This is a genomic window from Cellulomonas sp. FA1 (assembly GCF_000986825.1).
GTDB lineage: Bacteria > Actinomycetota > Actinomycetes > Actinomycetales > Cellulomonadaceae > Cellulomonas > Cellulomonas iranensis.
Genome location: NZ_LBMY01000001.1, coordinates 258680 through 284295, shown reverse-complemented (window position 1 = coordinate 284295; position 25616 = coordinate 258680). Strand labels below are relative to the sequence as shown.

At 74.8% G+C, this 25616-nt stretch carries 25 protein-coding genes and 1 pseudogene; 10 read left to right on the top strand and 16 right to left on the bottom strand.

Annotated features, from left to right (window positions below; genetic code table 11):
• Nucleotides 1–25: 25 nt before the first annotated feature.
• Nucleotides 26–823 (bottom strand): SDR family NAD(P)-dependent oxidoreductase, encoded by a 798-nt coding sequence (locus GY42_RS01190; RefSeq protein ID WP_046527927.1) that lies wholly within the window; start codon nt 821–823, stop codon nt 26–28.
• Between the two features lie 173 nt (nt 824–996).
• Between GY42_RS01190 and GY42_RS01185 the strand changes: the two genes are divergently transcribed.
• Nucleotides 997–1584 carry a TetR/AcrR family transcriptional regulator gene (locus tag GY42_RS01185; RefSeq protein ID WP_046527926.1) on the top strand — a complete coding sequence of 196 codons (588 nt, stop codon included), beginning with the start codon at nt 997–999 and terminating at the stop codon, nt 1582–1584.
• A 14-nt stretch (nt 1585–1598) separates the two neighbouring features.
• Here the strand turns inward: GY42_RS01185 and GY42_RS01180 are convergent, their stop codons facing one another.
• From GY42_RS01180 to GY42_RS01150, 7 genes are all read right to left on the bottom strand, one after another.
• Complete coding sequence (locus GY42_RS01180; protein WP_046530393.1) at nt 1599–2015, bottom strand: pilus assembly protein TadG-related protein; 417 nt, start codon at nt 2013–2015, stop codon at nt 1599–1601.
• 59 nt (nt 2016–2074) lie between these two features.
• Nucleotides 2075–2569 carry a pilus assembly protein TadE gene (locus GY42_RS01175; RefSeq protein ID WP_082131304.1) on the bottom strand — a complete coding sequence of 165 codons (495 nt, stop codon included), beginning with the start codon at nt 2567–2569 and terminating at the stop codon, nt 2075–2077.
• Entirely contained in the window at nt 2566–2916 is a 351-nt protein-coding gene (locus GY42_RS01170) for a TadE/TadG family type IV pilus assembly protein (RefSeq protein ID WP_236686683.1), read from the bottom strand. Before GY42_RS01170 ends, GY42_RS01175 begins: the two co-directional genes overlap by 4 nt.
• Nucleotides 2917–2948: 32 nt before the next feature.
• Nucleotides 2949–3161 carry a hypothetical protein gene (locus GY42_RS01165; protein WP_236686682.1) on the bottom strand — a complete coding sequence of 71 codons (213 nt, stop codon included), beginning with the start codon at nt 3159–3161 and terminating at the stop codon, nt 2949–2951.
• Nucleotides 3162–3224: 63 nt separating this feature from the next.
• Complete coding sequence (locus GY42_RS01160; protein ID WP_046527925.1) at nt 3225–4154, bottom strand: type II secretion system F family protein; 930 nt, start codon at nt 4152–4154, stop codon at nt 3225–3227.
• Nucleotides 4151–5011 (bottom strand): type II secretion system F family protein, encoded by an 861-nt coding sequence (locus GY42_RS01155; protein WP_046527924.1) that lies wholly within the window; start codon nt 5009–5011, stop codon nt 4151–4153. The genes GY42_RS01160 and GY42_RS01155 overlap by 4 nt, the downstream gene beginning before the upstream one ends.
• 2 nt (nt 5012–5013) lie before the next feature.
• Nucleotides 5014–6237: a CpaF family protein gene (locus tag GY42_RS01150; protein WP_046527923.1), complete on the bottom strand. Its 1224-nt coding sequence runs from the start codon at nt 6235–6237 to the stop codon at nt 5014–5016.
• Nucleotides 6238–6502: 265 nt separating this feature from the next.
• Between GY42_RS01150 and GY42_RS01145 the strand changes: the two genes are divergently transcribed.
• A complete protein-coding gene (locus GY42_RS01145) occupies nt 6503–7411 on the top strand; it encodes an aldose 1-epimerase family protein (RefSeq protein WP_046527922.1) in 909 nt (302 codons plus the stop codon).
• Between the two features lie 210 nt (nt 7412–7621).
• Here GY42_RS01145 and GY42_RS01140 read toward each other — a convergent pair whose 3' ends face one another.
• From GY42_RS01140 to GY42_RS01130, 3 genes are all read right to left on the bottom strand, one after another.
• A complete protein-coding gene (locus GY42_RS01140; RefSeq protein ID WP_046527921.1) occupies nt 7622–8422 on the bottom strand; it encodes a M15 family metallopeptidase in 801 nt (266 codons plus the stop codon).
• Between the two features lie 276 nt (nt 8423–8698).
• Complete coding sequence (locus GY42_RS01135) at nt 8699–9742, bottom strand: hemolysin family protein (RefSeq protein WP_046527920.1); 1044 nt, start codon at nt 9740–9742, stop codon at nt 8699–8701.
• Entirely contained in the window at nt 9742–11061 is a 1320-nt protein-coding gene (locus GY42_RS01130; RefSeq protein ID WP_201775248.1) for a hemolysin family protein, read from the bottom strand. The genes GY42_RS01135 and GY42_RS01130 overlap by 1 nt, the downstream gene beginning before the upstream one ends.
• Before the next feature lie 297 nt (nt 11062–11358).
• Between GY42_RS01130 and GY42_RS01125 the strand changes: the two genes are divergently transcribed.
• From GY42_RS01125 to GY42_RS01115, 3 genes and pseudogenes are all read left to right on the top strand, one after another.
• Nucleotides 11359–12108, top strand: coding sequence for a response regulator transcription factor (locus tag GY42_RS01125; RefSeq protein ID WP_046527919.1), 750 nt, complete (start codon nt 11359–11361; stop codon nt 12106–12108).
• A complete protein-coding gene (locus tag GY42_RS01120; protein ID WP_046527918.1) occupies nt 12105–13193 on the top strand; it encodes a HAMP domain-containing sensor histidine kinase in 1089 nt (362 codons plus the stop codon). Before GY42_RS01125 ends, GY42_RS01120 begins: the two co-directional genes overlap by 4 nt.
• Nucleotides 13194–13390: 197 nt before the next feature.
• A pseudogene (locus GY42_RS01115) lies at nt 13391–17220 on the top strand (multifunctional oxoglutarate decarboxylase/oxoglutarate dehydrogenase thiamine pyrophosphate-binding subunit/dihydrolipoyllysine-residue succinyltransferase subunit).
• A gap of 84 nt (nt 17221–17304) precedes the next feature.
• On the opposite strand, the gene GY42_RS01110 reads toward GY42_RS01115, so the two are convergent.
• Complete coding sequence (locus tag GY42_RS01110) at nt 17305–19146, bottom strand: cytochrome c biogenesis protein DipZ (RefSeq protein ID WP_046527917.1); 1842 nt, start codon at nt 19144–19146, stop codon at nt 17305–17307.
• A gap of 185 nt (nt 19147–19331) precedes the next feature.
• Here GY42_RS01110 and GY42_RS01105 point away from each other — a divergent pair, with 185 nt between their 5' ends.
• Nucleotides 19332–20009, top strand: coding sequence for a fasciclin domain-containing protein (locus tag GY42_RS01105; protein ID WP_046527916.1), 678 nt, complete (start codon nt 19332–19334; stop codon nt 20007–20009).
• A gap of 158 nt (nt 20010–20167) precedes the next feature.
• Here the strand turns inward: GY42_RS01105 and GY42_RS01100 are convergent, their stop codons facing one another.
• Nucleotides 20168–21157 (bottom strand): GlxA family transcriptional regulator, encoded by a 990-nt coding sequence (locus GY42_RS01100; protein ID WP_046527915.1) that lies wholly within the window; start codon nt 21155–21157, stop codon nt 20168–20170.
• Nucleotides 21158–21250: 93 nt separating this feature from the next.
• Here GY42_RS01100 and GY42_RS19270 point away from each other — a divergent pair, with 93 nt between their 5' ends.
• The 3 genes from GY42_RS19270 to GY42_RS01090 all read left to right on the top strand — a co-directional run bounded on the left by GY42_RS19270 (nt 21251) and on the right by GY42_RS01090 (nt 22692).
• Complete coding sequence (locus GY42_RS19270; RefSeq protein ID WP_160309383.1) at nt 21251–21421, top strand: hypothetical protein; 171 nt, start codon at nt 21251–21253, stop codon at nt 21419–21421.
• 133 nt (nt 21422–21554) lie between these two features.
• Nucleotides 21555–22148, top strand: a complete 594-nt coding sequence (locus GY42_RS01095) for a GDSL-type esterase/lipase family protein (protein ID WP_046527914.1) — start codon at nt 21555–21557, stop codon at nt 22146–22148.
• 91 nt (nt 22149–22239) lie between these two features.
• Nucleotides 22240–22692, top strand: coding sequence for a hypothetical protein (locus tag GY42_RS01090; protein ID WP_046527913.1), 453 nt, complete (start codon nt 22240–22242; stop codon nt 22690–22692).
• Nucleotides 22693–22711: 19 nt separating this feature from the next.
• Here GY42_RS01090 and GY42_RS01085 read toward each other — a convergent pair whose 3' ends face one another.
• From GY42_RS01085 to GY42_RS01075, 3 genes are all read right to left on the bottom strand, one after another.
• Complete coding sequence (locus GY42_RS01085) at nt 22712–23317, bottom strand: PadR family transcriptional regulator (protein ID WP_046527912.1); 606 nt, start codon at nt 23315–23317, stop codon at nt 22712–22714.
• Nucleotides 23317–24177 (bottom strand): DUF4097 family beta strand repeat-containing protein, encoded by an 861-nt coding sequence (locus GY42_RS01080; RefSeq protein ID WP_046527911.1) that lies wholly within the window; start codon nt 24175–24177, stop codon nt 23317–23319. The genes GY42_RS01085 and GY42_RS01080 overlap by 1 nt, the downstream gene beginning before the upstream one ends.
• An 88-nt stretch (nt 24178–24265) precedes the next feature.
• Nucleotides 24266–25354: a type IV pilus twitching motility protein PilT gene (locus GY42_RS01075; RefSeq protein WP_046527910.1), complete on the bottom strand. Its 1089-nt coding sequence runs from the start codon at nt 25352–25354 to the stop codon at nt 24266–24268.
• Between the two features lie 129 nt (nt 25355–25483).
• Between GY42_RS01075 and GY42_RS20170 the strand changes: the two genes are divergently transcribed.
• Entirely contained in the window at nt 25484–25558 is a 75-nt protein-coding gene (locus GY42_RS20170; RefSeq protein ID WP_099052597.1) for a 50S ribosomal protein bL37, read from the top strand.
• Nucleotides 25559–25616: the final 58 nt, after the last annotated feature.

The following is a 25616-nucleotide window of genomic DNA, read 5'->3' as shown; positions in this document are numbered from 1 at the left end:
TCAGCGTCGTGGCCGTGCTGGTCGGTCAGAGCTGGGTGCCCCCGGTGGCGTCGAGGACCTGCCCGGTGACCCACCGCGCGTCGTCGGACGCGAGGAACGCGACGGCGCCCGCGACGTCGTCGGGGCGTCCGACGCGCCCGAGGCTGGTGCTCGCGGCGACCTGGGCGATCGCCTCGGGGTTGTCGCGCAACCAGCTGGCGTTGATGTCGGTGTCGATGACGCCGGGCGCGACGGCGTTCACCGTGATGCCCCGCGGTCCGAGGTGCTTGGCCAGCGTGAGGGTGAAGGCCTCGATCGCACCCTTGGTCATGGCGTAGCCGATGATCTCGGGGAACGCGATGCGCGTGACGCCGGACGAGATGTTGACGATCCGCCCTCCGTCGCGCAGGCGGCCGAGCGCCTCGCGCACCAGGAGGTACGGCGCGGTCACGTTGATGCGCTGCTGGAGCTCGAGGTCGGCCGGGTCGAAGTCCTCGATGGTGCCGCGCAGCGTCACGCCGGCGTTGTTCACCAGCGTGTGGATCTGGTGCGCGTCGATCCCGGCCTCGGCGGCCGCCTTGTCGTGCGCGTCCCAGAAGGCGGTGGCGACGTCGTCCGCCGCGAGGTCGGCGCGGAAGGCGTAGGCGGTGCCGTGGTCGCGCCGGATCGCGGCGACGGTCTCGGCCGCGGCCTCGGGGTTCGACCCGTAGTGGACGCCGACCGCGAACCCGTCCCGCGCGAGGCGCGTGGCGATCGCACGGCCGATCCCGCGGCTCGCGCCGGTCACGACGGCGACCCTCGCGGCCTCCTGCTCGATGCCCTGTGCTGTGCTCTCGTGGCTCATGCGGGTAGAGTGGCATACGTGTAGTGATCACTACAAGAGTCGATCTCGTGCCGGTTCGGGAGGTCCGCCCCCGCGACTACGCTCGTGACGAGGACGGCGGGGGTCGTCGGCGACCTCGGCCCCGCCCGGACCGGGTCGACGTGGACCGGGAGCACGAGGCGGGAAGGACGACGATGTCTGGTCGCGCAGGTCAGGGGCGGCGCTTCGACGTCGAGGAGGCGCTCGACGCGGCCCTCGCCGTGTTCTGGGAGCACGGCTACGAGGGCGCGTCGCTCGCGTCGCTGACCGAGGCGATGGGGATCAACCCGCCGAGCCTCTACAAGGCGTTCGGCTCCAAGGAGGAGCTGTTCTTCTCGGTCGTGCGTCGCTACAACGAGACGCACGGGGCGTTCCTCGGCACGGCGATCCGTGAGGAGCGGGACGGCCTGGCGATGCTGCGGCGCGTGCTGTTCGAGGCGGCCGAGCACTACCCGTCGCGCGACTACCCCGGCGGGTGCCTCGTCATCAGCGCCGCCGTGACCGTGACCGAGGCGAACCGCCACGTCGCGGAGCGGCTCGCGACGATGCGCCGTGAGAACGTCCTGGCGATGGCGCAGCGGCCCGACGTGTCCGAGGCCATGGCCCGGTTCACGGGCGCGACGCTGCAGGGCATGAGCCAGCAGGCGCGCGACGGCGCGACCGCCGAGGACCTGCGGCACATCGCGGAGCTCGCGACGATCGCGCTCGAGGCGGCGGCGCACGCGCACCGGAAGGTCGCCTGAGCGGTCCGCGGGGGTCACGACGCGCGCGCCACGGACTCGACCTCGAGCGCGATCCCGTCCGACCACGGCGCCGTCACCCACGTGACGAGCGGCGGCCGCGTGACGGCACCGAGGCGGACCCGCGCGGTGCGACCGTCGGGCGTCGAGGCCTCGAGGACCCGCACGCCGTCCCACCGCGCGACGGGGTCGGGGTGGTCCGCCAGGTACTGCTCGACCGCGGCCCGCACGGACGCGTCGGTGAGCGGCACCCCGGCGGACCCGCGCCCGCCGCCGGCCTCGAAGTACCGCTCGCTGACCTGGTCGGCCGCGGCGAGCGCGGCCAGGTCGGCGGTGGCGAGCAGCCGCTTGCGGTCGAGGTGCACCCCCGTCGCGGCACCGACGACCAGGACGAGCGCGAGCGCGAGCACCGCGAACCCCAGGGACAGCAGCATCACCTGACCGTCGTCCGGCCCGCCCCACGCGCGTGCGCGGACCGCCCGGGCGAGCGTCCTCACCGCGCCACCCGGTAGGCGTCCACCGGTGCGACGCGCTGCGCGCTCACGGGGACCTCGAGCGGCAGGGCCTCCCCGACGAACGCGGGCACGAACGGCAGCGGCACGCGCACCTCCACGGTCGCCGCGACCTCGGCACCGGGCGTGAGGCACGGGGACGCCGAACACGTGAGCGCGAGCGCACCGGCGGCGTCGTCGTCGAAGCCCTGGTCGCGGAGCGCGACGCCGACGACCGTGACGGCACGCTCGGCGCCCTGCGTCGCGTCGTCGGCCGCCACGTAGACGCGCACGGCCTCGCGCGCGGCACCCTCGACGGCGAACGTCGCGGCCTGGACGCGTCCGAGCACGAGCACGAGGTAGACGGTCGGGACGAGGAGCACGAGCGTGACGCCGAGGAACTCGACGAGGGCGCTGCCGTCGTCACCGCCGGTGCGCACCCGTCGCGCGGCCCACCGCCGCAGCCGGCCGACCCACCGGCGCGACGCCGCGCTCACGTGTCCTCCACGGGAGCGTGCCCGCGCAGCTCCATGACGCCGCCCGGGCCGAGCAGCCCGACCACCGGCAGCGGGGCGCGCACCGTGACGCGCACCAGGCGCAGGCCGTCGACGACGACCTCGTCCGCCGTCACGTCCTGCGCGTACGACGCGGCGAGCGACGAGCGCAGCAGGTCACCCGCACGAGCGGCGCCGTCGGCGGGCGCGCGCCCGACGTGGGCCGCGTACCGGGCACCCTCGGCCGCGGCGTCGACGCACGTGTTGCGCACGTGCTGCACCAGCGCGAGCTGCACCACCGCGACGAACAGCACCACCACGAGACCACCGACGAGCGTGAAGTCGACCACGGCGGCCCCGGCGTCGTCTCGCCGCGCGGCGCTCAGCCGCCGGAGCGCGGCGAGACGCCGTTCACGGCCTCGACGAACAGGCCGCGCAGCGCGTCCTCGGCGACGAACCACAGCACGGCGACCAGCCCGGCGGTCATGAGCGTCACGAGCACCCAGCCGGGCACGTCGCCCCGGTCGCCGCGCTCCCCCGCCGCCGGTCCGGTGCGCCGCACGAGCGCGTCCCACGTCCGCTGCCAGATCTTCATCCTCGACCTCCGTCGTCGTCGGGAGGACGCCGAACGACGCCTCCTCGTCCACGGCGGGCGGGCTCACAGCCCCACCCGCAGGACCACCGCGCTGGGGAAGACGGCGAACACGACGGTGACCGGCAGGATCAGGAACACCACCGGCACCATCATGAGCACCTCCTTGCGCCCGCCCGTCTGCATGAGCGCCCGACGCCCCTCCTCGCGGACGTCCTGCGCCTGCGCGCGCAGCACGTCCGCGAGCGGCGAGCCGCGCTCGACCGCGACGGCGACCCCCTCCGCGAAGCGCGCGAGCGCGGGCAGGCCCGTGCGGTCGGCCAGACCCTGCAGCGCGCTCGCGAGGGGCGCACCGGCGCGCGCGTCGGCGAGCGTCCGCGCGAGCTCGTCGGCCAGCTCGCCGTGGGTCTGCCGGACGACGCGCTCGAGCGCGCCGGTCGCCCCTTCGCCCGCTCCGACGGCCAGCGCGAGGAGCTCGGTGACCGTGGGCATCTCGGCGAGCAGGCGCGCCTCGCGCCGGGCCACCTGCCGGCCGAGCCACCAGTCCGGGGTCAGCGCGCCGACGAGGCCCGCGACCACGACCAGGGCGACGAGCGGCACGACCGCCCCGCCGCGCGTGGCCGCGAGCAGGACGGCGAGCGCGAGCCCGGCCGCGAGGCCGAGCGACCCGGCGACGACCTGCTGCGCGCGGAGCTGCTCGACCGTGTCGGACCTGCCCGCACGGGCGAGCCGGCGGCGCAGCTCGGCCGAGGAGGAACCGAGCCGGGAGACCACGCGCACCCCGTCCGCCAGGAACGGGGCGACGATCCGTTCGACGACCCCCCACGGTCCGCGCACGGGCTCGGCGCGCAGCAGCGACGACGTGCCGCGCGTGCGCAGGTACGGGCCGACCCGCTGGTCGAGCGTGATGCGTCGCGCGCGCAGCCGCGCGACGACGAGGACCGCGCCGCAGCCGCCGAGCAGCCCGACGAGCCCGCCGAGGAGCGCCGGGCTCACCGCAGGACCCGCGGGTCGTCGGGCAGGCGCGCGACGCGCACCATGAGGCGGTAGGCCACGACGGTGACGACGGCACCCGCGACGAGCAGCACGGCACCGGCGGGCGAGTCGTACGCCGAGATGGCCTCGGGGCGCGACGCGAGCATGCCCAGCACGACCCACGGCGCGGCGACGGCGAGCCGCGCGGCGTACACGGTCCAGCCCTGCCTCGCCTCGAGCTCGCCGCGCGTGCGCAGGTCGTCGCGCAGGAAGGACGACAGGGTCCGCAGCAGGCGCCCCAGGTCGGTGCCGCCGACGTCGCGCGTGAGCCGCAGCGCCTCGACGATGCGGTCGGCGACCGGGTCGGCCAGGCGGTCCTTGAGGGCGTCGAGGCTGTCGGCGAACCGACCCGTCGCGCGGTAGTCCTCGGCGAACGCCCGGAACGGGGCGCGCAGCTCGGCCGGGCCCCGGTCGCCCAGCTGGGCCACCGCCTCCGGCAGGGCGAGCCCCGCGCGCACGCCCGACGCGAGGTGGTCGACGACGTCGGGCCACAGCTCGCGCGCCCGGGCGAGGCGCCGGCGGGCACGGCCCCGCACGAGCGCCCACGGCGCACCCGCGGCGAACGCCGCGACACACCCGGTGACCGCCGGGACCGGCACCACGAGGAACGACGCCGCCGCGACCACCAGCCCGACGGCGGCGCTCGCCGCGACCAGCCCGCCCGGCGACACGCCCGTCACCTCGGCCTGCGTCAGCACGTCCTGCACGCGCGCCGCCCAGCCGCCGGAGCGACCCACGCCGCCGCCCGCGCGCGGCCACCACGACCACCACACGCACGCCAGCCCGACACCCAGCAGCAGGCCCACCACGACGCCCACGCTCACGACCTCCGCAGCAGGGACGCGACGTCGACGCCCGCTCGCGCGAACCGCTCCGGGTGCGGCGGGAAGCCGTCGCCGCGGACCAGGACGCCGTCGCGCGTCGTGAAGAGGTCGGCCGTCTCGACGACGCCGGCCTCGACCCGCCCGGGGACGGCGACGACCTCACGCGTGCGTCGACGGCCGCGGGCGTCGAGCTCGAGGTGGACCACGAGGTCCACGGACGACGCCACCGTGGGGACGACGAACCGGTCGGAGATGTTCTCGCCGGCCAGCAGCGGCAGCGTGCACAGCTTGGTGAGCGCCTCGCGCGCCGAGCTCGCGTGGATCGTGCACATCGCCGGCACGCCGCTGTTGAGCGCGATGAGCAGGTCGAGCGCCTCGGCCTCGCGCACCTCGCCGACGAGCAGACGGTCGGGGCGCATGCGCAGCGCCTCCTTGACGAGGCGACGCAGCGTGATCTCGCCGGTCCCCTCGAGGTTCGGCTGCCGCGTCTGCATCGCGACCCAGTCGCGCACGGCGGGACGCAGCTCGAAGACCTCCTCGCAGCTGATGACGCGCTCGCGCGGCGGGACGGCGCCCGCGAGCGCGTTGAGCATCGTCGTCTTGCCGGCCTGCGTGGCGCCCGAGACGAGGACGTTGAGCCCGACCCGCACGGCCGCGTGCAGGAACGCCGCGGCCTGCGGCGTGAGCGACCCGAGGCCGACCACGTCGTCGAGGCTGGTGGCGCGCACCACGTACTTGCGGATGTTCACCGACCAGTGGCGCCGCGTGACGTCGGGGATCACGGCGTGCAAGCGCTCCCCGCCCGGCAGCGACGCGTCGACGAACGGGCTCGACAGGTCGAGGCGCCGGCCGGAGACCTTAAGCATCTGCTCGACCAGGTCGCGCACCTGCGCGTCGGTGAGGATCGTCGTGGTGAGCTCGGGCTCGCCGCGCCGCGCGACGAACACCTGCGACGGGCTGTTGATCCAGATCTCCTCGACCTCGGGGTCGTCGAGGTACCGCTGCAGGGGCCCGAGGCCGGCGACGGCGTCGACGACGGCCTTGTGCGCGGCGGCGGCGTCGCCGAGCGCGGGGACCGCGCCGAGCAGCGAGCGCTCGTCGTAGTCGGCCATGGCCGCGTGGACGAGCGCGACGACGCCCGCACGGTCGCGCACGGGGTCGACGCCGCGGCGTCGGATGAGCTCGCGCACCTCGCTCTCGAGGATCGCCACCCCGTCCATGCCGCCGCCCCCTGCCCTGCCACCTGCACCGACGCACGCCGGTGTCTGGTTCGTCCGATTCGGGCGTCACGGTAGGGCATCACGCCGCGCGGCGGGTCGGGTCGTCCACAGGCACGGCCCCTCGGGTGACCCGGATCACCTGTCCGGGTGATCCACCCGGGGGTCCGGTCGTGCGGCCGGACCGACGGGGCCGCGCTGCGCGCCGGGGCGCGACGCGCACCGCCGGTCCCGTGGCCGGACGCGCGTGCGCCGCTAGGTTGTGAGCGTGAACACTCCTCCTCCCACGGGTGACCAGCACGTGCTGCGGCACGGTGACCAGGTCGCCGTCGTCACGTCCGTCGCGGCGAGCGTCCGCGAGTACCGGGTCGGCGAGCGCGACGTGCTCCTGCCGTTCGACGTCGGCACGATCGCGCCGGCCTTCTCGGGTGCGGTGCTCGCGCCGTGGCCCAACCGGCTGCGCGACGCGACGTACCGCTTCCGCGACGTGACGTACCAGGTCCCGCTGACCGAGCACGAGCGCCTCACCGCGCTGCACGGCCTCGTCGCGTACGCGCGGTTCGACGTCGTCGAGGCCGCGGACGACGCGGTGACGCTGCGCCACGACCTCGTCCCCACGCCCGGCTACCCGTGGCCGCTGCGCCTCGACGTGACGTACCGCCTGGCCGACGACGGCCTGACCGTCACGGTCGCGACGACGCACCTCGGCGAGGGCGTGGCGCCCTACGGGGTCGGCTTCCACCCGTGGCTGTCCCCCGGTCCGGGCGGCGTCGACGCGAGCACGCTGCGCCTCGACGCGGCGCGCCGCGTGACGGTCGACGACCGGCTCCTGCCGATCGGCACGCAGGCGGTCGCCGGCGACTACGACCTGCGCGAGGGCAAGCCCCTCGCGGGCGTCGCGCTCGACGACGCGTGGCTCGACGTCACGCCCGACTCCGAGGGCCGCACGTGGGCGACCCTCACCGGCTCCGACGGCCGCACGGTCGCCGTGTGGGCCGACGCGACCCTGCCCGCGTGGCAGGTCTGCACGGGCGACGGCATCCCCGGCATCGAGCGCCGCGGCGTCGCGGTCGAGCCCATGACGTGCGTGGCCGACGCGTTCCGCACCGGCGACCTGCTCGTCGAGCTCGAGCCGGGCACGACCCACGAGGTGCGCTGGGGCCTCCAGCTGCGCTGAGCACGACGCGCGTCGGCGCACGAGCACGGGCGGGTCCGCTGCGGCGGGCCCGCCCGTGGCGTCCCGGCACAGGCCGAGGCACGGCCGACGTCCGTCCGCGTCGCGGGGACGGACGCGTCGCGACGCCTGCTCCGTCAGGAGGACGGCCGTGTCAGACCGAGCGCGGCGCACGCCTCGACGCCGACCCTCGCGGGTGCCGGCGGGACGACGTCAGCCGTAGTACTCGCCGTCGGACTTGACGCCCTTGGTGTACTCCCAGTGCCACGGCTCGAACGGACCCGAGCCGCCCTTGCGCGCCCAGGACGGGTTCTCCCAGCCGAACGTGCCGGCCATCTCGTTCATCCACGCCATCTTGACCGAGGAGTTCTGCAGCCCGCACAGGTCGACGGCGAGCCCCCAGCCGTGGTTGCTCTTGCCGGGCGTCGCCGCGAGGCCGCCCTTCTCGGCCTTGACGGCCTTCTGCTGCGCGAGCGTGCGGTAGCCCGAGCTCAGGCACAGGTCCGTGCCGAACTTCGCGATGTGCACCTCGTTGAGCTCCGCGAGCGCGACCGCCGCGTCGGCGCGCATCTGCGTGCGACCGTCCCACAGCGTGCACAGGTCCTTGGTCGCGAGCAGACCGTTCTCGCCCGACGGGCGGACCGAGCCGTCGCAGCCGGGCAGCGCCGAGCGCTCCTCGCCGCGCGACGCGACGAGCTCGCGCACGCGGGGCGTGCCGTCGGCGGAGACCAGCGCGGTGGGCGGCAGGTCCGACAGCGGCATCGCCGTCAGCGCCGACACGGTGGACGGGCCGTCGACCCGGGTGGACGCGCTCGCGGCCGTCCCCACCACGACCTGGCCGTCGGCCATGCCCTGCGAGACGGGGACCACGACGGTCACCGCGACGAGCGCGGTCAGCACCCCGCCACGGCCCAGCACGGTCGCGGAGCGGCGGCGCGGCGCGGCCGCGGTGGCCTCGACGGGAAGCGCGTCGACGGGGGTGCGGGTCGCGGGGACGCCGCGAGAACGGCGCACACGTGCGGCAGGTTCCGCTCGGTGGGATCCCACGACACCTCCGTTCCGACGTCCCCGGTTGCCATCGGTCCCCCGATGCGGTCACGGAACCATAACGGCACCCGGCCGTCGGCTCCAAGACCCGATCAGGTCACATGCCCGACCCGATCCGGACACACCTCGCGACACGCCGCCCGACACGCCGCGCCTTCACCGATCTCTCACGGGCCATGTCAGAACCTCGGGGCGGGCAGGGCCTGGGCCGGACGTCCCGCGGCCCGCCGCCGCCCGCGCTGCTCAGTGCAGCTGGCCGCGCTGCATCGCGTCGCGGACCTCGCCCACGAGCTCCTCGAGGATGTCCTCGAGGAACACGACACCGGCCGTGCGCCCGCCGTCGTCGACGCGCGCGAGGTGCGACCCCGAGCGCTGCATGGCAGCGAGCGCCGTCTCGACCTCGTCGTCCGGCGTCACCACCGCGAGCGTCCGCACGCGCCACGCCGGCACGGGCGCCGTCCGCGTCTGCCCGTCGGCGTAGAGGACATCCTTGATGTGCAGGTAGCCGGTGGGCAGCCCCGCGTCGTCGACCACCGGGAACCGGCTGAAGCCCGTGCGGGCCACCAGGTGCTCGATGTCGTCCGGCGTGCCCGACGCGTCGACGGTCACGAGCTCGTCGAGCGGCACCATGACCTGCGCGGCCGTGCGGTCCGAGAACTCGATCGCCCCGGCGAGCAGGCCCTGCTCGTCGGCCAGCAGGCCCTCGGCCTGCGAGCGCTCGACGATCGACTGCACCTCCTGCGCCGTGAACGCCGACGCGACCTCGTCGCGCGGCTCCACGCGGAACAGCCGCAGCACGTGGTTGGCCAGCCAGTTGAGCGCGACGATCACCGGACGCATGACCCGCGCGACCCACACCAGCGGCGGGCCGAACAGCAGCACGGCCCGGTCGGGGCCGGACACCGCGAGGTTCTTGGGCACCATCTCGCCGAGCACGACGTGCAGGTACACCACGACGAGCAGCGCGAGGACGAACGCGATCGGGTGGGTGAACGACCCGGGCACGCCGAGCGCCTGCAGCGGCCCCTCGATCGCGTGCGCGATCGCGGGCTCGGCCACCAGGCCCAGGCTGGTCGAGCAGATGGTGATGCCGAGCTGCGCCGCGGCGAGCATGAGCGAGACGTGCTCCATCGCCCACAGCACGGTCGCCGCGCGGCGGTCCCCGCTCTCGGCGAGCGGCTCCATCGACGAGCGCCGCGCCGACATCAGCGCGAACTCGGCGCCGACGAAGAACGCGTTGGCCGCGAGCAGGACCACGGCCAGGGTGAGCGCGAGCGTGCTGTCCATCACGCCTCCTGCGTCGCGTCGTCGGTGAGGTCGCTGACGCGCACGCGCTCGACGCGGCGGCCGTCCATGCGCTCGACGACCAGCCGCACGTGGCCCTCCACGACCTCGTCGCCCTCGACCGGGATGCGGCCGAGGCGCGCCATGAGCAGCCCGCCCACGGTCTCCCAGGGGCCGTCGTCGGCCACGCGCAGCCCGGTCGCCTCGTGCAGCTCGTCGGGGCGCAGGACGCCGGGCAGCACCCAGGACCCGTCGCCCTGACGGGCGAGGCTGCTGCGCGTGCGGTCGTGCTCGTCCGCGACCTCGCCGACGAGCTCCTCGACGACGTCCTCGAGGGTCACGGCGCCGGACGTGCCGCCGTACTCGTCGACGACGACGGCCATCTGCAGGCCCTGCCCGCGCAGGTCGACCAGCAGCGGCCCGAGCCCCACGGTCTCGGGCACGCGCGGCGCGTCCACCATGAGGGCCGCGGCCGGCACCTCGGCGCGTCGGTCGTGCGGCACGGCCATCGCCTTGCGCAGGTGCACGAACCCGACGACGTCGTCGACCGAGTCCCCGATCACGGGGAACCGCGAGTGCCCGGTCTGGCGCGACAGCGCCATGACGTCGGCGGCGGAGTCGTCACGGCGCACGACGACGAGCCGTGTGCGGTCGGTCATGACGTCGACCGCCGTGAGCGTCGAGAAGTCGATCGAGTTGGTGAGCAGCGTGGCGGTCGCGGCGTCGAGCGTGCCCTGCTCGGCGGAGCGCCGCACGAGCGACGCGAGCTCGGCCGGGGACCGCGCGCCGGACAGCTCCTCGCGCGGCTCGACGCCGACGCGCCGCAGGATCGTGTTCGCGGTCCCGTTGGTAGCGGCGATCACGGGACGCAGCGCGGACGTGAAGCCCGCCTGCAGGGGCGACACGAGCCGCGCGGTGCCGAGCGGCCGCGAGATCGCGAAGTTCTTGGGGACCAGCTCGCCGAACAGCATCGAGAACCCGTTGACCAGGACGAGGCCGACGACGGCGGCGATCGCGGTGACCGCGGCACCGGCGACGCCCGCGGCCTCCAGCGGCACGCCCAGCAGCCGCACGACCGCCGGCTGCGTCGTGTACCCGAGCAGCACGGTCGTGATCGTGATGCCGACCTGCGCGCCGGACAGCTGCGTCGACAGGTGCCGCAGCGCCCGCAGGACCGAGCGCCCCCGCGTGTCGTCCTCGGGGGTCTGCTGCTCCACGAGGCCGGGGTCGAGCGTCACGAGCGAGAACTCGGCGGCGACGAACACCGCGGTCCCGGCCGTGAGGAGCACGCCGAGGCCCACGAGGAGCCAGTCGGTCAGCACGCGGCGACCACGTGCGCGGCGCCGGCGCGGGACGTGCCGGCGCGTGGCGGACCCGCCCGGTGGTGACGCGCGGCGGCACGTCGGGAGCGGGTGCGGGGGGACGAGGAGGAGGTGCCGGCTCGCTCGCGTCGCACGGGGGCCCGACCCCCGTGACGGCCCGGGCGCGCGCTGGGCGCGACGGGGACGCGATGCCGGCAGCGACTCGAGCTGCTCATGGTGAGCGACATCCTACGGACAGACCGGACGACCGCGTGGCTCGCCGGGCCCGCGCACGGGTCCGTGTGCCACTCTGGCCCCATGGTCACCACCGTGTCGCGCCCGGGCACCACCACGGTGCTCGTCGTGGAGGACGAGCCCGCCATCGCGCAGGCGATCGTGCACCGCCTCGCCGCCGAGGGGTGGACGGTCGAGTCGGTCGGCGACGGCCACGCCGGCGTCGCGGCGGCCGCGCGGCTGCAGCCCGACGTCGTCGTGCTCGACGTCATGCTGCCCGGCATCGACGGGCTCGAGGTGTGCCGGCAGATCCAGGCCGAGCGGCCCGTGCCGGTGCTCATGCTCACGGCCCGCGACGACGAGACCGACATGCTCGTGGGGCTCGGCGTCGGCGCGGACGACTACATGACGAAGCCGTTCTCGATGCGCGAGCTCGTGGCGCGCACGAAGGTGCTGCTGCGGCGCACCGAGCGCGCGGCGCGCGCCGCCGAGCTCGCGACCGTGCAGCAGCCCGACCCGCCGCTCGTCGTCGGCGACGTGACGATCGACAGCGCGCAGCGCCGCGTCCTGCGCGGCACCAGCGAGGTGCACCTCACCCCGACGGAGTTCGACCTGCTGCTCACGCTCGCGTCGTCGCCGCGCACCGTGCTGACCCGCGAGCGGCTGCTCGCCGACGTGTGGGACTGGGTCGACGCGAGCGGCACGCGCACGGTCGACTCCCACGTCAAGGCGCTGCGCCGCAAGCTCGGGCCGGACCTGATCCGCACCGTGCACGGCGTGGGCTACGCGTTCGAGCCCGCGGACGACGGCACCCCGGCGGACGACGCGTCGTGACCTCGCCGTCGTCGCCCCCCGCCCGGCACGTCCGCGGCGACGACCGCTGGCACCTGCCCGACGTGCGCCCGCTGGACCCGTTGCGCAGCATCAAGATCAAGCTGGGCGTGCTCGTCGCGTCGACCGTGACGATCGCCGCGTTCGTCATCTGGTGGGGCTACGGGCGCTCGCTCGGGCCCAGCAGGACGCTGCCGCTGGCGATCGTGCTGTCGCTGATCCTCACGCAGCTGCTCGCGCGCGGCATGACCTCGCCGCTGCGCGAGATGACGGTGGCCGCGCGCGCCATGGCGGCGGGCGACTACAGCCGACGCGTGCGCTCGACCAGCCGTGACGAGGTCGGGCAGCTCGCCGAGGCGTTCAACACCATGGCGGACGACCTGCAGCAGCTCGACACGTTCCGGCGCGAGCTCGTCGCGAACGTGTCGCACGAGCTGCGCACGCCCGTGACGGCGCTGCAGGCCCAGCTCGAGAACATGGTCGACGGCGTGAGCGAGCCCGACCCGGCGACCCTCGCGACCGCGCTGGCGCAGACCGAGCGGCTCTCGCGCCTGGTGTCGTCGCTGCTCGACCTGTCGCGGGTCGAGGCGGGCGCGATGGAGCTGCGCACGCAGGACGTCCCGCTCGCGGACCTGCTCGGCGAGGCCGCCGACGAGGCGTCGCTGGTCGGCGCGGCCAAGCGGCTGCGGTTCGGCGTGGACGTCGAGCCGGCCGACCTGACCGTCCCGGCGGACCCCGAGCGGCTGCACCAGGTGGTGGCGAACCTGCTGCAGAACGCGGCGCGTCACTCGCCCGAGGACGACGAGGTGCAGGTCGTCGCGCGCCGCGTCGGCGAGGACGTGCAGATCGACGTGGTCGACCACGGCCCGGGCATCGCGCGCGAGCAGCGCGCGCACGTGTTCGAACGGTTCGTGCGGGGCAACACGCCGGCGCTCACGGGCCAGGGCTCGACGGGCGGGACGGGCCTGGGGCTCGCGATCGTGCGGTGGGCGGTCGAGCTGCACGGCGGCTCGGTCGAGGTCGCCGACTCCGCGTCGGGGTGCACCATGCGCGTCCGTCTGCCGGCCACGCCCGCGACCCGCGCTTGAGCCGGTCAGCACGCCCGCTTGCCCCGGGATTTCCCCGGCGTTGACGCACGCGCGGCGTCGGGGTGAAGAGGCTGCGCAGATACCGCCACGCACGGTCCGCAAGGGGCCTGGGACCCAGGTGACCACGTAGTGTTGTCATCAACAGAACTGGCGACGGCGCGGTCCGGTACCGCGCACCGGAAGTGGGCGATCCCAGCGTGACGCAGAACGCGCAGTCCGACTCCCCCCGTGCCGACTTCGGCGCGAACGAGTGGCTCGTCGACGAGCTGTACGAGCAGTACCGGAAGGACCGCAACGCGGTGGATCCGGCCTGGTGGGACTTCTTCGAGGGCTACAAGCCCGAGACGTCGTCCACCGGCTCGAACGGCGACGCGAGCACCGCCCCGACGACGGGCGGGACGACCGACGCGGCGACGACGCCGCCGGGTCAGGGGGCCGCCACCCCGCCGGGGGACGCCGCCACGGGCGGGTCCGACCCGGCGACCGCCGCACCCGCTCCCGCCGCACCCGCTCCGGCCGCGGCGGCGAGCGCCCCGCGGCGCCCGCCCGGCCCGAGGTGCCCACGGGTCCCTCGCCCGTCGCGACCGCGCAGCCCGCGACCGCGCCCTACGCCGAGGTCGCGACCCGCCGCTCCGCCGGCGACGGCGTGCAGCCCGTCGACGACGTGCAGAAGCTGCGCGGCCCCGCGGCCCGCGTGGTCACCAACATGGAGGCGTCGCTCGAGGTCCCGACCGCGACCTCGGTGCGCGCCGTGCCGGCCAAGCTCATGGTCGACAACCGCATCGTCATCAACAACCACCTCGCGCGCGGCCGCGGCGGCAAGGTCTCGTTCACGCACCTCATCGGCTTCGCGCTCGTCGAGGCCGTCGGCGAGATGCCCGCCATGAACGCGGCCTACACGCTCGTCGACGGCAAGCCGGGCGTGCTGCAGCCCGCGCACGTCAACCTGGGCCTCGCGATCGACCTGGCCAAGCCGGACGGCACGCGCCAGCTCCTCGTGCCGTCGATCAAGAAGGCCGAGACGCTCGACTTCGCGCAGTTCTGGACGGCCTACGAGGACGTCGTGCGGCGCGCGCGCAACGCGAAGCTCACGGTCGACGACTTCGCCGGCACGACGATCTCGCTGACCAACCCCGGCACGATCGGCACCGTGCACTCGGTGCCGCGCCTCATGCAGGGCCAGGGCACGATCGTCGGCGTCGGCGCGATGGACTACCCCGCCGAGTTCGCGGGCACGTCGGACGAGCAGCTCAACCGCATGGGCGTCTCGAAGGTCCTGACGATCACGTCGACGTACGACCACCGCATCATCCAGGGCGCGCAGTCCGGCGACTTCCTGCGGATCCTCGGGCGCAAGCTGCTGGGCGAGGACGGGTTCTACGACCGCGTGTTCGCGGCGCTGCGCGTGCCGTACGAGCCCGTGCGCTGGGTGCGGGACGCGAACCACGACCCGGACGCCGAGGCGATCAAGCCGGCCCGCATCGCCGAGCTCATCCACGCCTACCGCTCGCGCGGGCACCTCATGGCGGACACCGACCCGCTCGCGTACCGCCAGCGCAAGCACCCCGACCTGGACGTGCAGAACCACGGCCTGACGCTGTGGGACCTGGACCGCACGTTCCCCACGGGCGGGTTCACCGGCAAGACGCGCGCGACGCTGCGCGACGTGCTCGGCCTGCTGCGCGACTCGTACTGCCGCACCGTCGGTGCCGAGTACATGCACCTGCAGGACCCGCGGCAGCGCCGCTGGCTGCAGGAGCGCCTGGAGTCCGGGTACGCGCGCACGCCGCGCGAGGACCAGCTGCGCATCCTGCGCCGCCTCAACGCCGCCGAGGCGTTCGAGACGTTCCTGCAGACCAAGTACGTCGGGCAGAAGCGGTTCTCGCTCGAGGGCGGCGAGTCGCTCATCCCGCTGCTCGACGCGATCCTGTCGCGCGCCGCGAACGGCGGGCTCGACGAGGTCGGCATCGGCATGGCGCACCGCGGCCGGCTCAACGTGCTCGCGAACATCGCCGGCAAGTCGTACGGGCAGATCTTCAGCGAGTTCGAGGGCAACCAGGACCCGAAGTCGGTGCAGGGCTCGGGCGACGTGAAGTACCACCTCGGCACCGAGGGCGTGTTCACGGCCGAGTCGGGCGCGACGACCGCGGTGTACCTCGCGGCCAACCCGTCGCACCTCGAGGCCGTCGACCCGGTGCTCGAGGGCATCGTGCGCGCCAAGCAGGACCGCATCGACCTCGGCGGCGACGGCTTCTCGGTGCTGCCGATCCTCATCCACGGCGACGCGGCCTTCGCGGGCCAGGGCGTGGTGTTCGAGACGCTCAACCTCGCGCAGCTGCGCGGGTACCGCACGGGCGGCACGATCCACGTCATCGTCAACAACCAGGTCGGGTTCACCACCGGCCCGTCGTCGTCGCGGTCCTCGCAGTACGCGACCGACGTGGCCAAGGGCCTGCAGGTCCCGATCTTCCACGTGAACGGCGACGACCCCGAGGCCGTCGTCCGGGTCGCCGAGCTCGCGTTCGAGTACCGCGAGCAGTTCGACCGCGACGTCATCATCGACCTCGTCTGCTACCGCCGCCGCGGTCACAACGAGGGCGACGACCCGTCGATGACGCAGCCGCTGATGTACAACCTCATCGAGGCCAAGCGCTCGGTGCGCAAGGCGTACACCGAGACGCTCGTGGCCCGCGGCGACATCACGCTCGAGGAGGCCGAGCAGGCGCTGCGCGACTACCAGTCGCAGCTCGAGCGGGTGTTCACCGAGACCCGCGAGGACGGCTGGACGCCGCCCGCGGCGGACAGCGAGACCGTCGCCGGCCTCGAGCGGCCCGAGTCGCAGCACGAGGACGCGGGCGTCATGGTCGGCTGGCAGACCGCCGTGCCGGCGTCGGTGCTGCAGCGCATCGGCCAGGCGCACGTGAGCCCGCCCGAGGGCTTCACGGTGCACCCGAAGCTGGCGCAGCTGCTCGCCAAGCGCGAGCAGATGAGCCGCGAGGGCGCCATCGACTGGGGCTACGGCGAGATCCTCGCGTTCGGCTCGCTGCTCGTCGAGGGCACCCCCGTGCGGCTGGCCGGGCAGGACTCGCGCCGCGGGACCTTCGTGCAGCGGCACGCCGTGCTGCACGACCGCGAGACGGGCGCCGAGTGGACGCCGCTGCTGTACCTGTCGGCCGACCAGGCGAAGTTCTGGGTGTACGACTCGTCGCTCTCGGAGTACGCCGCCCTCGGGTTCGAGTACGGCTACTCGGTCGAGCGCCCCGACGCGCTCGTGCTGTGGGAGGCGCAGTTCGGCGACTTCGTCAACGGCGCGCAGACGGTCATCGACGAGTTCATCTCGTCGGCCGAGCAGAAGTGGGCGCAGCGCTCGTCGGTCGTGCTGCTGCTCCCCCACGGCTACGAGGGCCAGGGCCCCGACCACTCGTCGGCGCGCATCGAGCGGTTCCTGCAGCTCGCGGCCGAGGACAACATGACGATCGCGCAGCCGTCGACGCCCGCGTCGCACTTCCACCTGCTGCGCCGTCAGGCGTACCAGCGCCCGCGCCGCCCGCTCGTGGTGTTCACGCCGAAGTCGATGCTGCGGCTCAAGGCAGCGACGTCGTCGGTCGAGGACTTCACGTCCGGCACGTTCCGCACCGTGATCGGCGACGACCTCGCGTCGGCCAAGGCCGACCAGGTGACCCGTGTGCTGCTGTGCTCGGGCAAGGTCTACTGGGACCTGCTGGCGCACCGCGTGCAGTCGGGCGACCAGCAGACCGCGATCGTGCGCCTCGAGCAGCTGTACCCGCTCGAGCCCGACGCGCTGCGCGACGCGCTCGCGCCGTTCGACGGCGCCGAGCTGGTCTGGGTGCAGGACGAGCCACGCAACCAGGGTCCGTGGACGTTCGTGTCGACGCACCTGCCGCAGGTCGTCGAGCGTCCGGTGAGCGTCGTGTCGCGGCCCGAGTCGGCGTCGCCGGCCGCGGGCTCGGCCAAGAAGCACGCGGTGGAGCAGAAGGAGCTCGTCGAGGCGGCCTTCCGCCGCTGACGCCCGCCGTCCCACCTCACGCACGGACGCCCCGGCACCCCCTCCGGTGCCGGGGCGTCCGCACGTGCGGGCGCGGCCCGCGGCTCACCCGAAGGTGAACGAGAACACCTGCACGCCGGGCGTCGCGCGCACCTCGACGGTCCCGGTCGTGAGGTCGGGCCGGGCGAGCAGCCGGTACGAGCGCGGCGGCCCCGACACCTGGTGCTCGACCTCGTCGACGACCGTCCCGGACGCGTCGCGCACGACCGCGGTGACCGTGCCCTCGCCGCCGACGACCGTGCGGACCTCGCTCGCCGAGAACCGCAGCCGCAGCGCGGCGTCCCCGCCCGCGGTCGCACCCTGGTAGTCGGTGGTCCACGTGCCGTCGAGCGCGACGGTGTCGGCCGGCTGGTCGGCGGGCGCTGCGTAGGTGTGCTCGCCCTCGACGTACTCCCCGGCGACGTTGCTGCGCTTGCCGACCGACAGGAACGTCTCGGGCGTGATCTGCGCGCCGTCGGGCGTGCGGTCGTCGACCTGCGTGCGCGGCGGCAGCGCGACGCCCGGGTCCGCGTCCTGCAGGAGCTCGCGCACGAGGTCCTCCGTCACGTCGTAGCCCCCCTCGCCCTGGTGCACGTGACGCACCTGGCCGTCGGCGTCGACCAGGTACGACGCGGGCCAGTACCGGTTCCGGTACGCGCTCCAGGTCGCGTAGGAGTTGTCCTGCGCGACCGGGTACGTGATGCCGAGGCGCCGCGCGCCGTCGACCACGTTGTCGGTCTCGCGCTCGAACGCGTACTCGGGCGTGTGGACGCCGACCACGACGAGCCCGGCGTCGCGGTACGCCTGCCACCACGCCTCGACGTGCGGCACCGACCGCTGGCAGTTGATGCAGGAGTAGGCCCAGAAGTCGAGCAGGACGACCTTGCCGCGCAGGTCCGCGATCGTGAGGTCCGCGCCGTCGGGCGTCTGCAGCCACGTGTCGATGCCGCGCAGCTCGGGTGCGGGGCCGCAGTCCTCGAGCGTCGTCGCGCCCTGCGTGCAGCGGGACAGGCCCTCGTTCTCGGCCGTGACGACGCCGCCGAGGTCGAGCTGCTGCGTGACGCGCTCGTCGGCCGCGAGGCGCTGCTGCAGGCTGTCGGCCCAGCCGGGCAGCGCGCGCTGCAGCCCGTCGGTGAGGTTGAACGTGAGGGCGGTCGCGAGCGCGAGCATGACCACCCCGCCGACGGCGCGCACGCGGCGCTGGTGCGTGCGCAGGAACGCGAGCCGCTCGGTGGCGCGGCGGCCCGCGAGCGCGAGCACGAGCAGGGGCAGCGCGGCGCCGATCGCGAACCCGAGCGTGAGGACGACGGTCGACGCGTCGACGCGGCCCGTGGCGCCGGCGACGGTCACGGCCGCGAGCACGGGGCCGGCGCACGGCACGTACACGGCGCCGAGGCCGAGCCCGAGCACGAACGCGCCGCGGTCCTTGCCGGGCGCGCGCCGGGGCGCGAGCCGCGCGAACGGTCGCTCGATGACCTGCTCGAGCCGCGGGACGAGCAGCCCCAGGCCCATGACGACGAGGACGGCGATGCCCGCCCAGCGCAGCGTGTCGCCCGGCAGGCCGAGCGCGTTGAGCACGACCGTGCCGGTGAGCGTCGCGAGCGAGAAGGCCGTGACGAGCCCGGCGACGACGAGGTAGGGGCGCGCACCGTTGGCGCGGGGCGGCTCGGCGGGTGCACCGCCGCGCGTGAGCAGCGCGGGCTGCTCGAGCACGCCGACGCCCGCGGCGGCGCCGCGCACGGGTGCGGCCGTGGTCGCCCGGACGGGCGCCGCGCGGCTCGGTCCCGTGCGGGCGCCCTGCGCGCCCGCGCTGAGGAGCACGACCGGGAGCACCGGGAGGATGCAGGGCGAGATCCCGGTCACCAGGCCGCCGACGAGTCCGACGAGCGCCACCACCACGAGGTCCATGCCGGGGGTTCGGTGCGGGCGGTCCCGCGGATGGGTGCGGCTCGGCGGCGACGCCCCGGGCCGGGGCTTGCCAGGCCGGTGGGAACTCGTCGTCGATCCGACCCATCCGCCCCGGGGGACGGCTCCGAACCACGGGCGACGGCGGAGGACGAGAGGTCCTCCGCAGCACCCTGGAGGAGACGACCATGCAGATCTCGACCCGCACGCGCCTGTCCGCCGCGCTGCTGCTGACGACCGGCCTGGCACTCACCGCCTGCAGCTCGGGCGACGACACGGGCGCGGAGACGACGCCCGACGCGATGACCTCGATGGCGCCGACGCCGTCGGCCACGCCCGACGACATGGCGACCGAGGGCGGCGACATGATGGCGTCCGGTCTGGTCGGCCCGGGCTGCGCCGACTACGCGGCGACGGTGCCGGACGGCGCCGGCTCGATCGAGGGCATGTCGACCGACCCGGTCGCGACGGCCGCGTCGAACAACCCGCTGCTGACCACGCTCACGGCCGCGGTCTCGGGCCAGCTCAACCCCGACGTGAACCTGGTCGACACGCTCAACGGCGGCGAGTTCACGGTGTTCGCGCCGGTCGACGAGGCGTTCGCGAAGATCGACCCGGCCACGATCGAGTCGCTCAAGACCGACGCCGCGACGCTGTCCTCGATCCTCACCTACCACGTGGTCGAGGGCCGGCTCTCGCCCGACCAGATCGCCGGTGAGCACACGACCGTCCAGGGCGGCACGGTCGACGTGACCGGCTCGGGCGACATGCTCAAGGTCAACGACGCGAACGTCGTCTGCGGCGGCGTGCAGACCGCGAACGCCACGGTGTACCTCATCGACGGCGTGCTGATGCCGACGATGTGACGCACCCCTGACCCGGTGCGGGGCGGATGCCAGGGCCCGCACCGCACCGCGGCCCCGGCGACCTCCGAGCGCCGTGCGGGCCGGGCGCCCCCGTCCTCCGCCGAGGACGGGGGCGTCGCCGCGTCCGGGCCGCTCGTCGCGACGTCGGACGCGCCGGCTCAGGCGGTGAGGGACGCCGCGTCGTCCGTGGGGTCGTCGGCGGCGCAGGTGAACTGGCGCCGGTAGCTCAGCGGCGTGGTGCCCAGCGTGCGCGCGAAGTGGTGGCGCAGCAGCGCCCCGGTGCCGAAGCCGCTGCGCCGCGCGACCTCGTCGACGGGGGCGTCCGTGCGCTCGAGGAGCTCCTGCGCGCGGGCCACCCGCTGCCGGGCGACCCACGCGGCGGGCGTCGCGCCGGTCTCGGCGCGGAACCGGCGCGCGAACGTACGCTCGGAGGTGAAGGCGCGGGCGGCGAGCGCGGGTACCGACAGGTCCTCGTCGAGGTGCTCGACCATCCACGCGAGCAGCGGCGCGAGGGTGTCGGCCTGCGGCGGCAGCGGGGTCTCGACGTACTGGGCCTGGCCGCCGTCGCGCTGCGGCGGCACGACCATGCGCCGCGCGACGCTCGCGGCGGCGGCGGCGCCGAGCTCGCGCCGCACGAGGTGCAGGCACGCGTCGATGCCGGCGGCCGTGCCCGCGCCCGTGATGACGCGGCCGTCCTCGACGTACAGCACGTCGGGGTCGACGGTCGTCGCGGGGAAGCGCGCGGCGAGCGCGGCGGCGTGCATCCAGTGGGTGGTGCAGCGGCGGCCGTCGAGCAGGCCGGCCTCCCCCAGGGCGAACGCGCCGCTGCAGATGCTCAGGATCCAGGCCCCGCGCGCGTGCGCGGCGCGCAGCGCGTCGAGGACGTCGTCGGGCAGGTCGGCGGGCGGCACGCCGTAGGCGGGCACGACGACGAGGTCGACGTCACGCGTGGCCTCGAGGCCGTGCTCGACGACGATCGAGAACCCCGACTTGGTCGGCAGGGTCGCGCCGGCGCGCGGGCCGCAGACCCGGAAGTCGAACACCGGCCCGCCGGTGTCGGAGCGGTCGATGCCGAAGACCTCGCACGCGGTGCCGAGCTCGAAGGCGGCGGCGTTCGGGAGCGCGAGGACGGCGACGGAGCGGAGCACGCCACCACGGTCGCACGCTCGTGGCAGGATCTCAATGGGCGACGGCACTTCTGCCACTCGTGGCGGCTTCCCGTTGGGCGCAGAGTTTCTGCCATGAACCTCGTCCTCCTCCTGCTCGCCCTCGTCGCCTTCGTCGCCTGGATCGCGTGGCTCGTCGTGCTCGTGCGCCGCGACGGCCTCGGCGACCGCGAGCCGCCGCACTCCCACCACGCCTGGGACGACGCGAGCGCCTCGGCGCCGCACACCCGCGTCGGAGCTCGCTGAGCGCCGCGTCGCCCGCGTGCCGCACGACACGTCCGCCGCCCCGCGACGATGACCACGCCGAGGCCCCGACGGCCTGCGAGACTGTCGGCAGCGCCGGACCGGCCGGCGCGGCGGCACGGGCAGGAGTGATGGCGTGGGTGAGCTGCGGCTCGCGGTCGTCGGCGACGAGCTGGTCGCCGGCGCAGGAGACCCCAAGGGCCTGGGCTGGGTGGGCCGCGTCGCCGCCCGCACGCCGCTGCCCGACCCTCCGACGGTCATGACGCTCGCCGTGCCCGGCGAGACCAGCACCGACCTGGGCGGCCGCTGGGACGCCGAGGTCTCGCGCCGGCTCGCGCCCGAGGCCGACAACCGCCTGGTCGTCGCGCTCGGCCGTGCCGACGTGGCCGCGGGCCTCTCGCTCGCACGCAGCCGGCTCAACCTCGCCAACGTGCTCGACGTCGCCGAGCAGCGCCGCATGCCGGCGTTCGTGGTCGGACCGCCCCCGGGCGACCCCGCCGACGGCGACAAGCTCGCCGAGCTGTCGGTCGCGCTGGGCGACGTCGCGGCACGGCGCCGCGTGCCCTACGTCGACATGTACTCGCCCCTCGCCGCGCACGACCAGTGGCTCGCCGACATGGCGGTCTCGCCGCGGCACCTGCCCGGGCAGGCCGGCTACGGCCTCATGGCGTGGCTCGTGCTGCACACCGGCTGGCACCAGTGGCTGGGCCTGCCGGATGACGCGGCCTGACGCACCACCCGAACCCGCCCGCGCACCGGTCGACCCCGACCCGTCCGCACCTCACCCCGTCACGGGGTGGGGTGCGACCCTCGACGTGTGCGTGCGGACCGCGGTCATCCTGCTGGTGCCCGCCGCGCTCGCGCTCGCGTGGTTCGCGGCGAACACCCCGGCACCGGAGGACCGCGTCGGGCTGGGCACGGGCGTCCGCATCGTCGCCCTGGCGTACGCGGTGCACATCGCCGCGACGTTCGCGCTCGGCTGGCCGGCGGGCACGCTCACCGCGCACCTGGTGCGCCACCGCACCTCCGAGACCGCGCACGTGCTGGCGTTCGCCGCCTGCGGCGCGGCCCTGGGCGTGCTCACACCCCTGCTGCTGGCGGCGCTGGTCGAACGCTCCTCGGTGACCCTGGCGCTCGGGATCGCGCTGGTGCTCGCGGTGGTCTACTGCCCGGTCGGCGCGGCGGTCGCGGCCGCCGCCCGCGCCTGGGCCGGCCGGGCGCACCGGCGGCGACGTCGCGCGTCGCCGCCGGTGCCGTCGGTGCCGTCGCCCTGACGGCGCGGTCCGGCGGGCCTCAGCGCAGCGTCGCGCGCATCGTGCGCAGCGCCGTGTCGAGCACGGTGCGCAACGTCTCGACGGTGAGCGCGTCCACCCCGCCCGCGGCGTCCGCGCGGCGCAGGTCCGCACGGACCTCGTCGCCGAACCGGCGGACCATCGCCTCCGCCTCGACGCGCCGTCCGTGCGACGCGGCGCGCTCACGGTCGGGCGCGCCAGGCTGCGGCACCGCCGCGTCCCGGGCGCGCTGGGCCGCCGACGCGAGGTCGGCGCGCAGCCCGCGCATGGCCGCACGGACGTCGTCACGCACCTGCGTGGCGTGCTCCCGCACGGTCTCGGCGATCTCCGCCTCGAGGTGCGCGAGCTCGCCGCGACGTTCGTCGAGCTCCGCGCGACCCGCGGCCGTCAGCGTGTACGTCGCCTTGCGCCCCTCGTCGGACCGCTCGACGAGACCCTCCTCCTCGAGCCGCGCGAGCCGCGGGTAGACCGTGCCGGCGCTCGGGCGGTACGTGCCGCCGAACCGGTCCGTGAGGGCCGTGATGAGCTCGTAGCCGTGCCGCGGCCCGTCCTCGAGCAGGGCGAGCAGGTACAGGCGGAGCTGGCCGTGCGCGAAGACCTTCACCATCAGACGGCCTCGTCCTGCACCGGTGCGTCCTGCACCGGCGCGTCCTGGACCGGCCCGGCGCGCAGCACCGTGACGTGACCGGTGACGGTCGTGGCCGACAGGAACGTCCCGCCGTCGCCCGCGTCGACCTCGACCGTGCGCTGGCCGGGCGACGAGCCCTTGTGCTCCTGCCCGTCCACGACGAGCCGGCCCGAGACCGACTGCGCGCGCGCCCGCAGCCCGGCGCCGGCCGGGATGCGCACCGTGAGGTCGCCCGAGACGGTCGTGACGGTGAGCGAGGACGTGCCGCTGCCGACGTCGAGCGAGACGGCGCCCGAGACCGAGTTGCCCTGCACGAGCGTGAGCTGACCCGACGCGGACAGCTCGCCCGAGACCGTGTTGAAGCGCAGGTCGCCGTCGAGGCCGCGCGCCACGACCTCGCCCGAGACGCTGTGGGTCGAGAGCCGCCCGTGCAGGTCGTCGACGACGATCGAGCCCGAGACGGTCGACACCGAGGCGTCCTGCCGCAGCCCCGCGACCAGCCCGTCGGCGCTCACGGTGCCGACCTTGGCGAGCACGTCGCGCGGCACGGCGACGTGCACGTCCGCGCGGTCCTTGTCCTGGAAGTTGCGGAACTTCTCGACGAAGCCCTCCCAGCCGCCGAGCGTGAAGCTGTACCCGATGCGCAGCTCGCCGTCGGACAGCGTGACCTCGAGCGGCCGGCCGTCCACGCGGTGCACCTCGAGGCGCGCACCGCGCGCGTCGGGGTCGTCGTGCGCGACCACGTCGACGCGCCCGCCGACCAGCCCCACGCGCAGCGCGCGCAGGTCCTCGACCTCGATCACCTGCGGGCCGGCGACGACCCAGGACTCCGTCGACATGGTTCCTCCAACGCGATATGTCGTGTGCAAGAAACACGCTATATCGCGTTCTTGGCGCCGGCAACCCCCTGCTGCGACACGCGTGCCGTCAGGCGACGACGCCGGCGGCGCGCAGCTCGACCGTCAGGTCGTGCGGGTTCGACGCCACCGACAGCGCCTCCTCGTACGTCACGACCGCGTCGCGCACGAGCGCGAACAGGTGCTGGTCGAACGTCTGCATCTTGTAGAAGTCGCCGTCCTTGATGAGGTCGGTCAGCGGCGGGTTCTCCTGCGGCTCGACGATCGCCTCGGCCGTGCGGCCCGTGTTCACCATGACCTCGATGACCGCGCAGCGGCCCGCGCCGTCGGCGCGCCGCACGAGGCGCTGCGACACGATCCCGCGCAGCGTCTGCGCGAGCGCGATCCGCACCTGCTTCTGCTCGTGCGGCGGGAAGAAGTCGACGATGCGGTTCACGGACTCGGCCGCGTCGATCGTGTGCAGCGTCGAGAGCACGAGGTGCCCGGTCTCGGCCGCGGACAGCACCGCGCGCACGGTCTCGACGTCGCGCATCTCCCCCACGAGGATCACGTCCGGGTCCTGCCGCATCGCGGCGCGCAGCGCGACCGTGAAGTCGGCCGTGTCCTGCCGCACCTCGCGCTGCGACACGATCGCCTTCTTGTCGGAGTGCAGCACCTCGATCGGGTCCTCGATCGTGACGATGTTGACCTCGCGGTACGAGTTCACGAGGTCGACCATCGCCGCGAGCGTCGTCGTCTTGCCCGCACCCGTCGGCCCCGTCACGAGCACCAGCCCCCGGGGCTCCAGCGCGAGCTCCCCCACCACCTCCGGCAGGCCCAGCTCGCCCAGCGCCTGCGCGCCGATCGCGACCCGCCGGAACACCAGCCCGAACGTGCCGCGCGCCTGGTAGGCGTTGACGCGGAAGCGCCCCACGCCCGACAGCGAGTACGCGAAGTCCGCCTCCTTGGTGCGCCGGAACTCCTCCACGAGGTCGTCCGGCAGCACCTCCTCGAGCATGCGCTCGGTGTCGACCGGGCGCAGCTCCGCGGCCTGCAGCTTGCGCAGCCGGCCGTCCACCCGCACGCGCGGCGCCGAGCCGACCTTGCAGTGCAGGTCGGAGCCCCCGGTCGAGGCGAGGGCGTGCAGGAAGGGGACGACGGACTGGGGCTGCTGGCTCACCCGGGGGATATCGGGAGCGCGGCTCCCGCACTTGAGCGGCGCGCGGCGCGCGCGGTGTGTGGGACCATGGTGCGACATCCCCGGCGCGTGCCCCCGTACGCGCGCGCCGCGACCCGAGGAGAAGCAGCGATGAGCAAGCGTGGCCGCAAGCGTCGCTCCCGCAAGGGGAACGCCGCCAACCACGGCAAGCGTCCCAACGCCTGAGCGTTCGACGCCGTGACGTCACGAGGGCCCCGGAGCATCGGCTCCGGGGCCCTCGTGC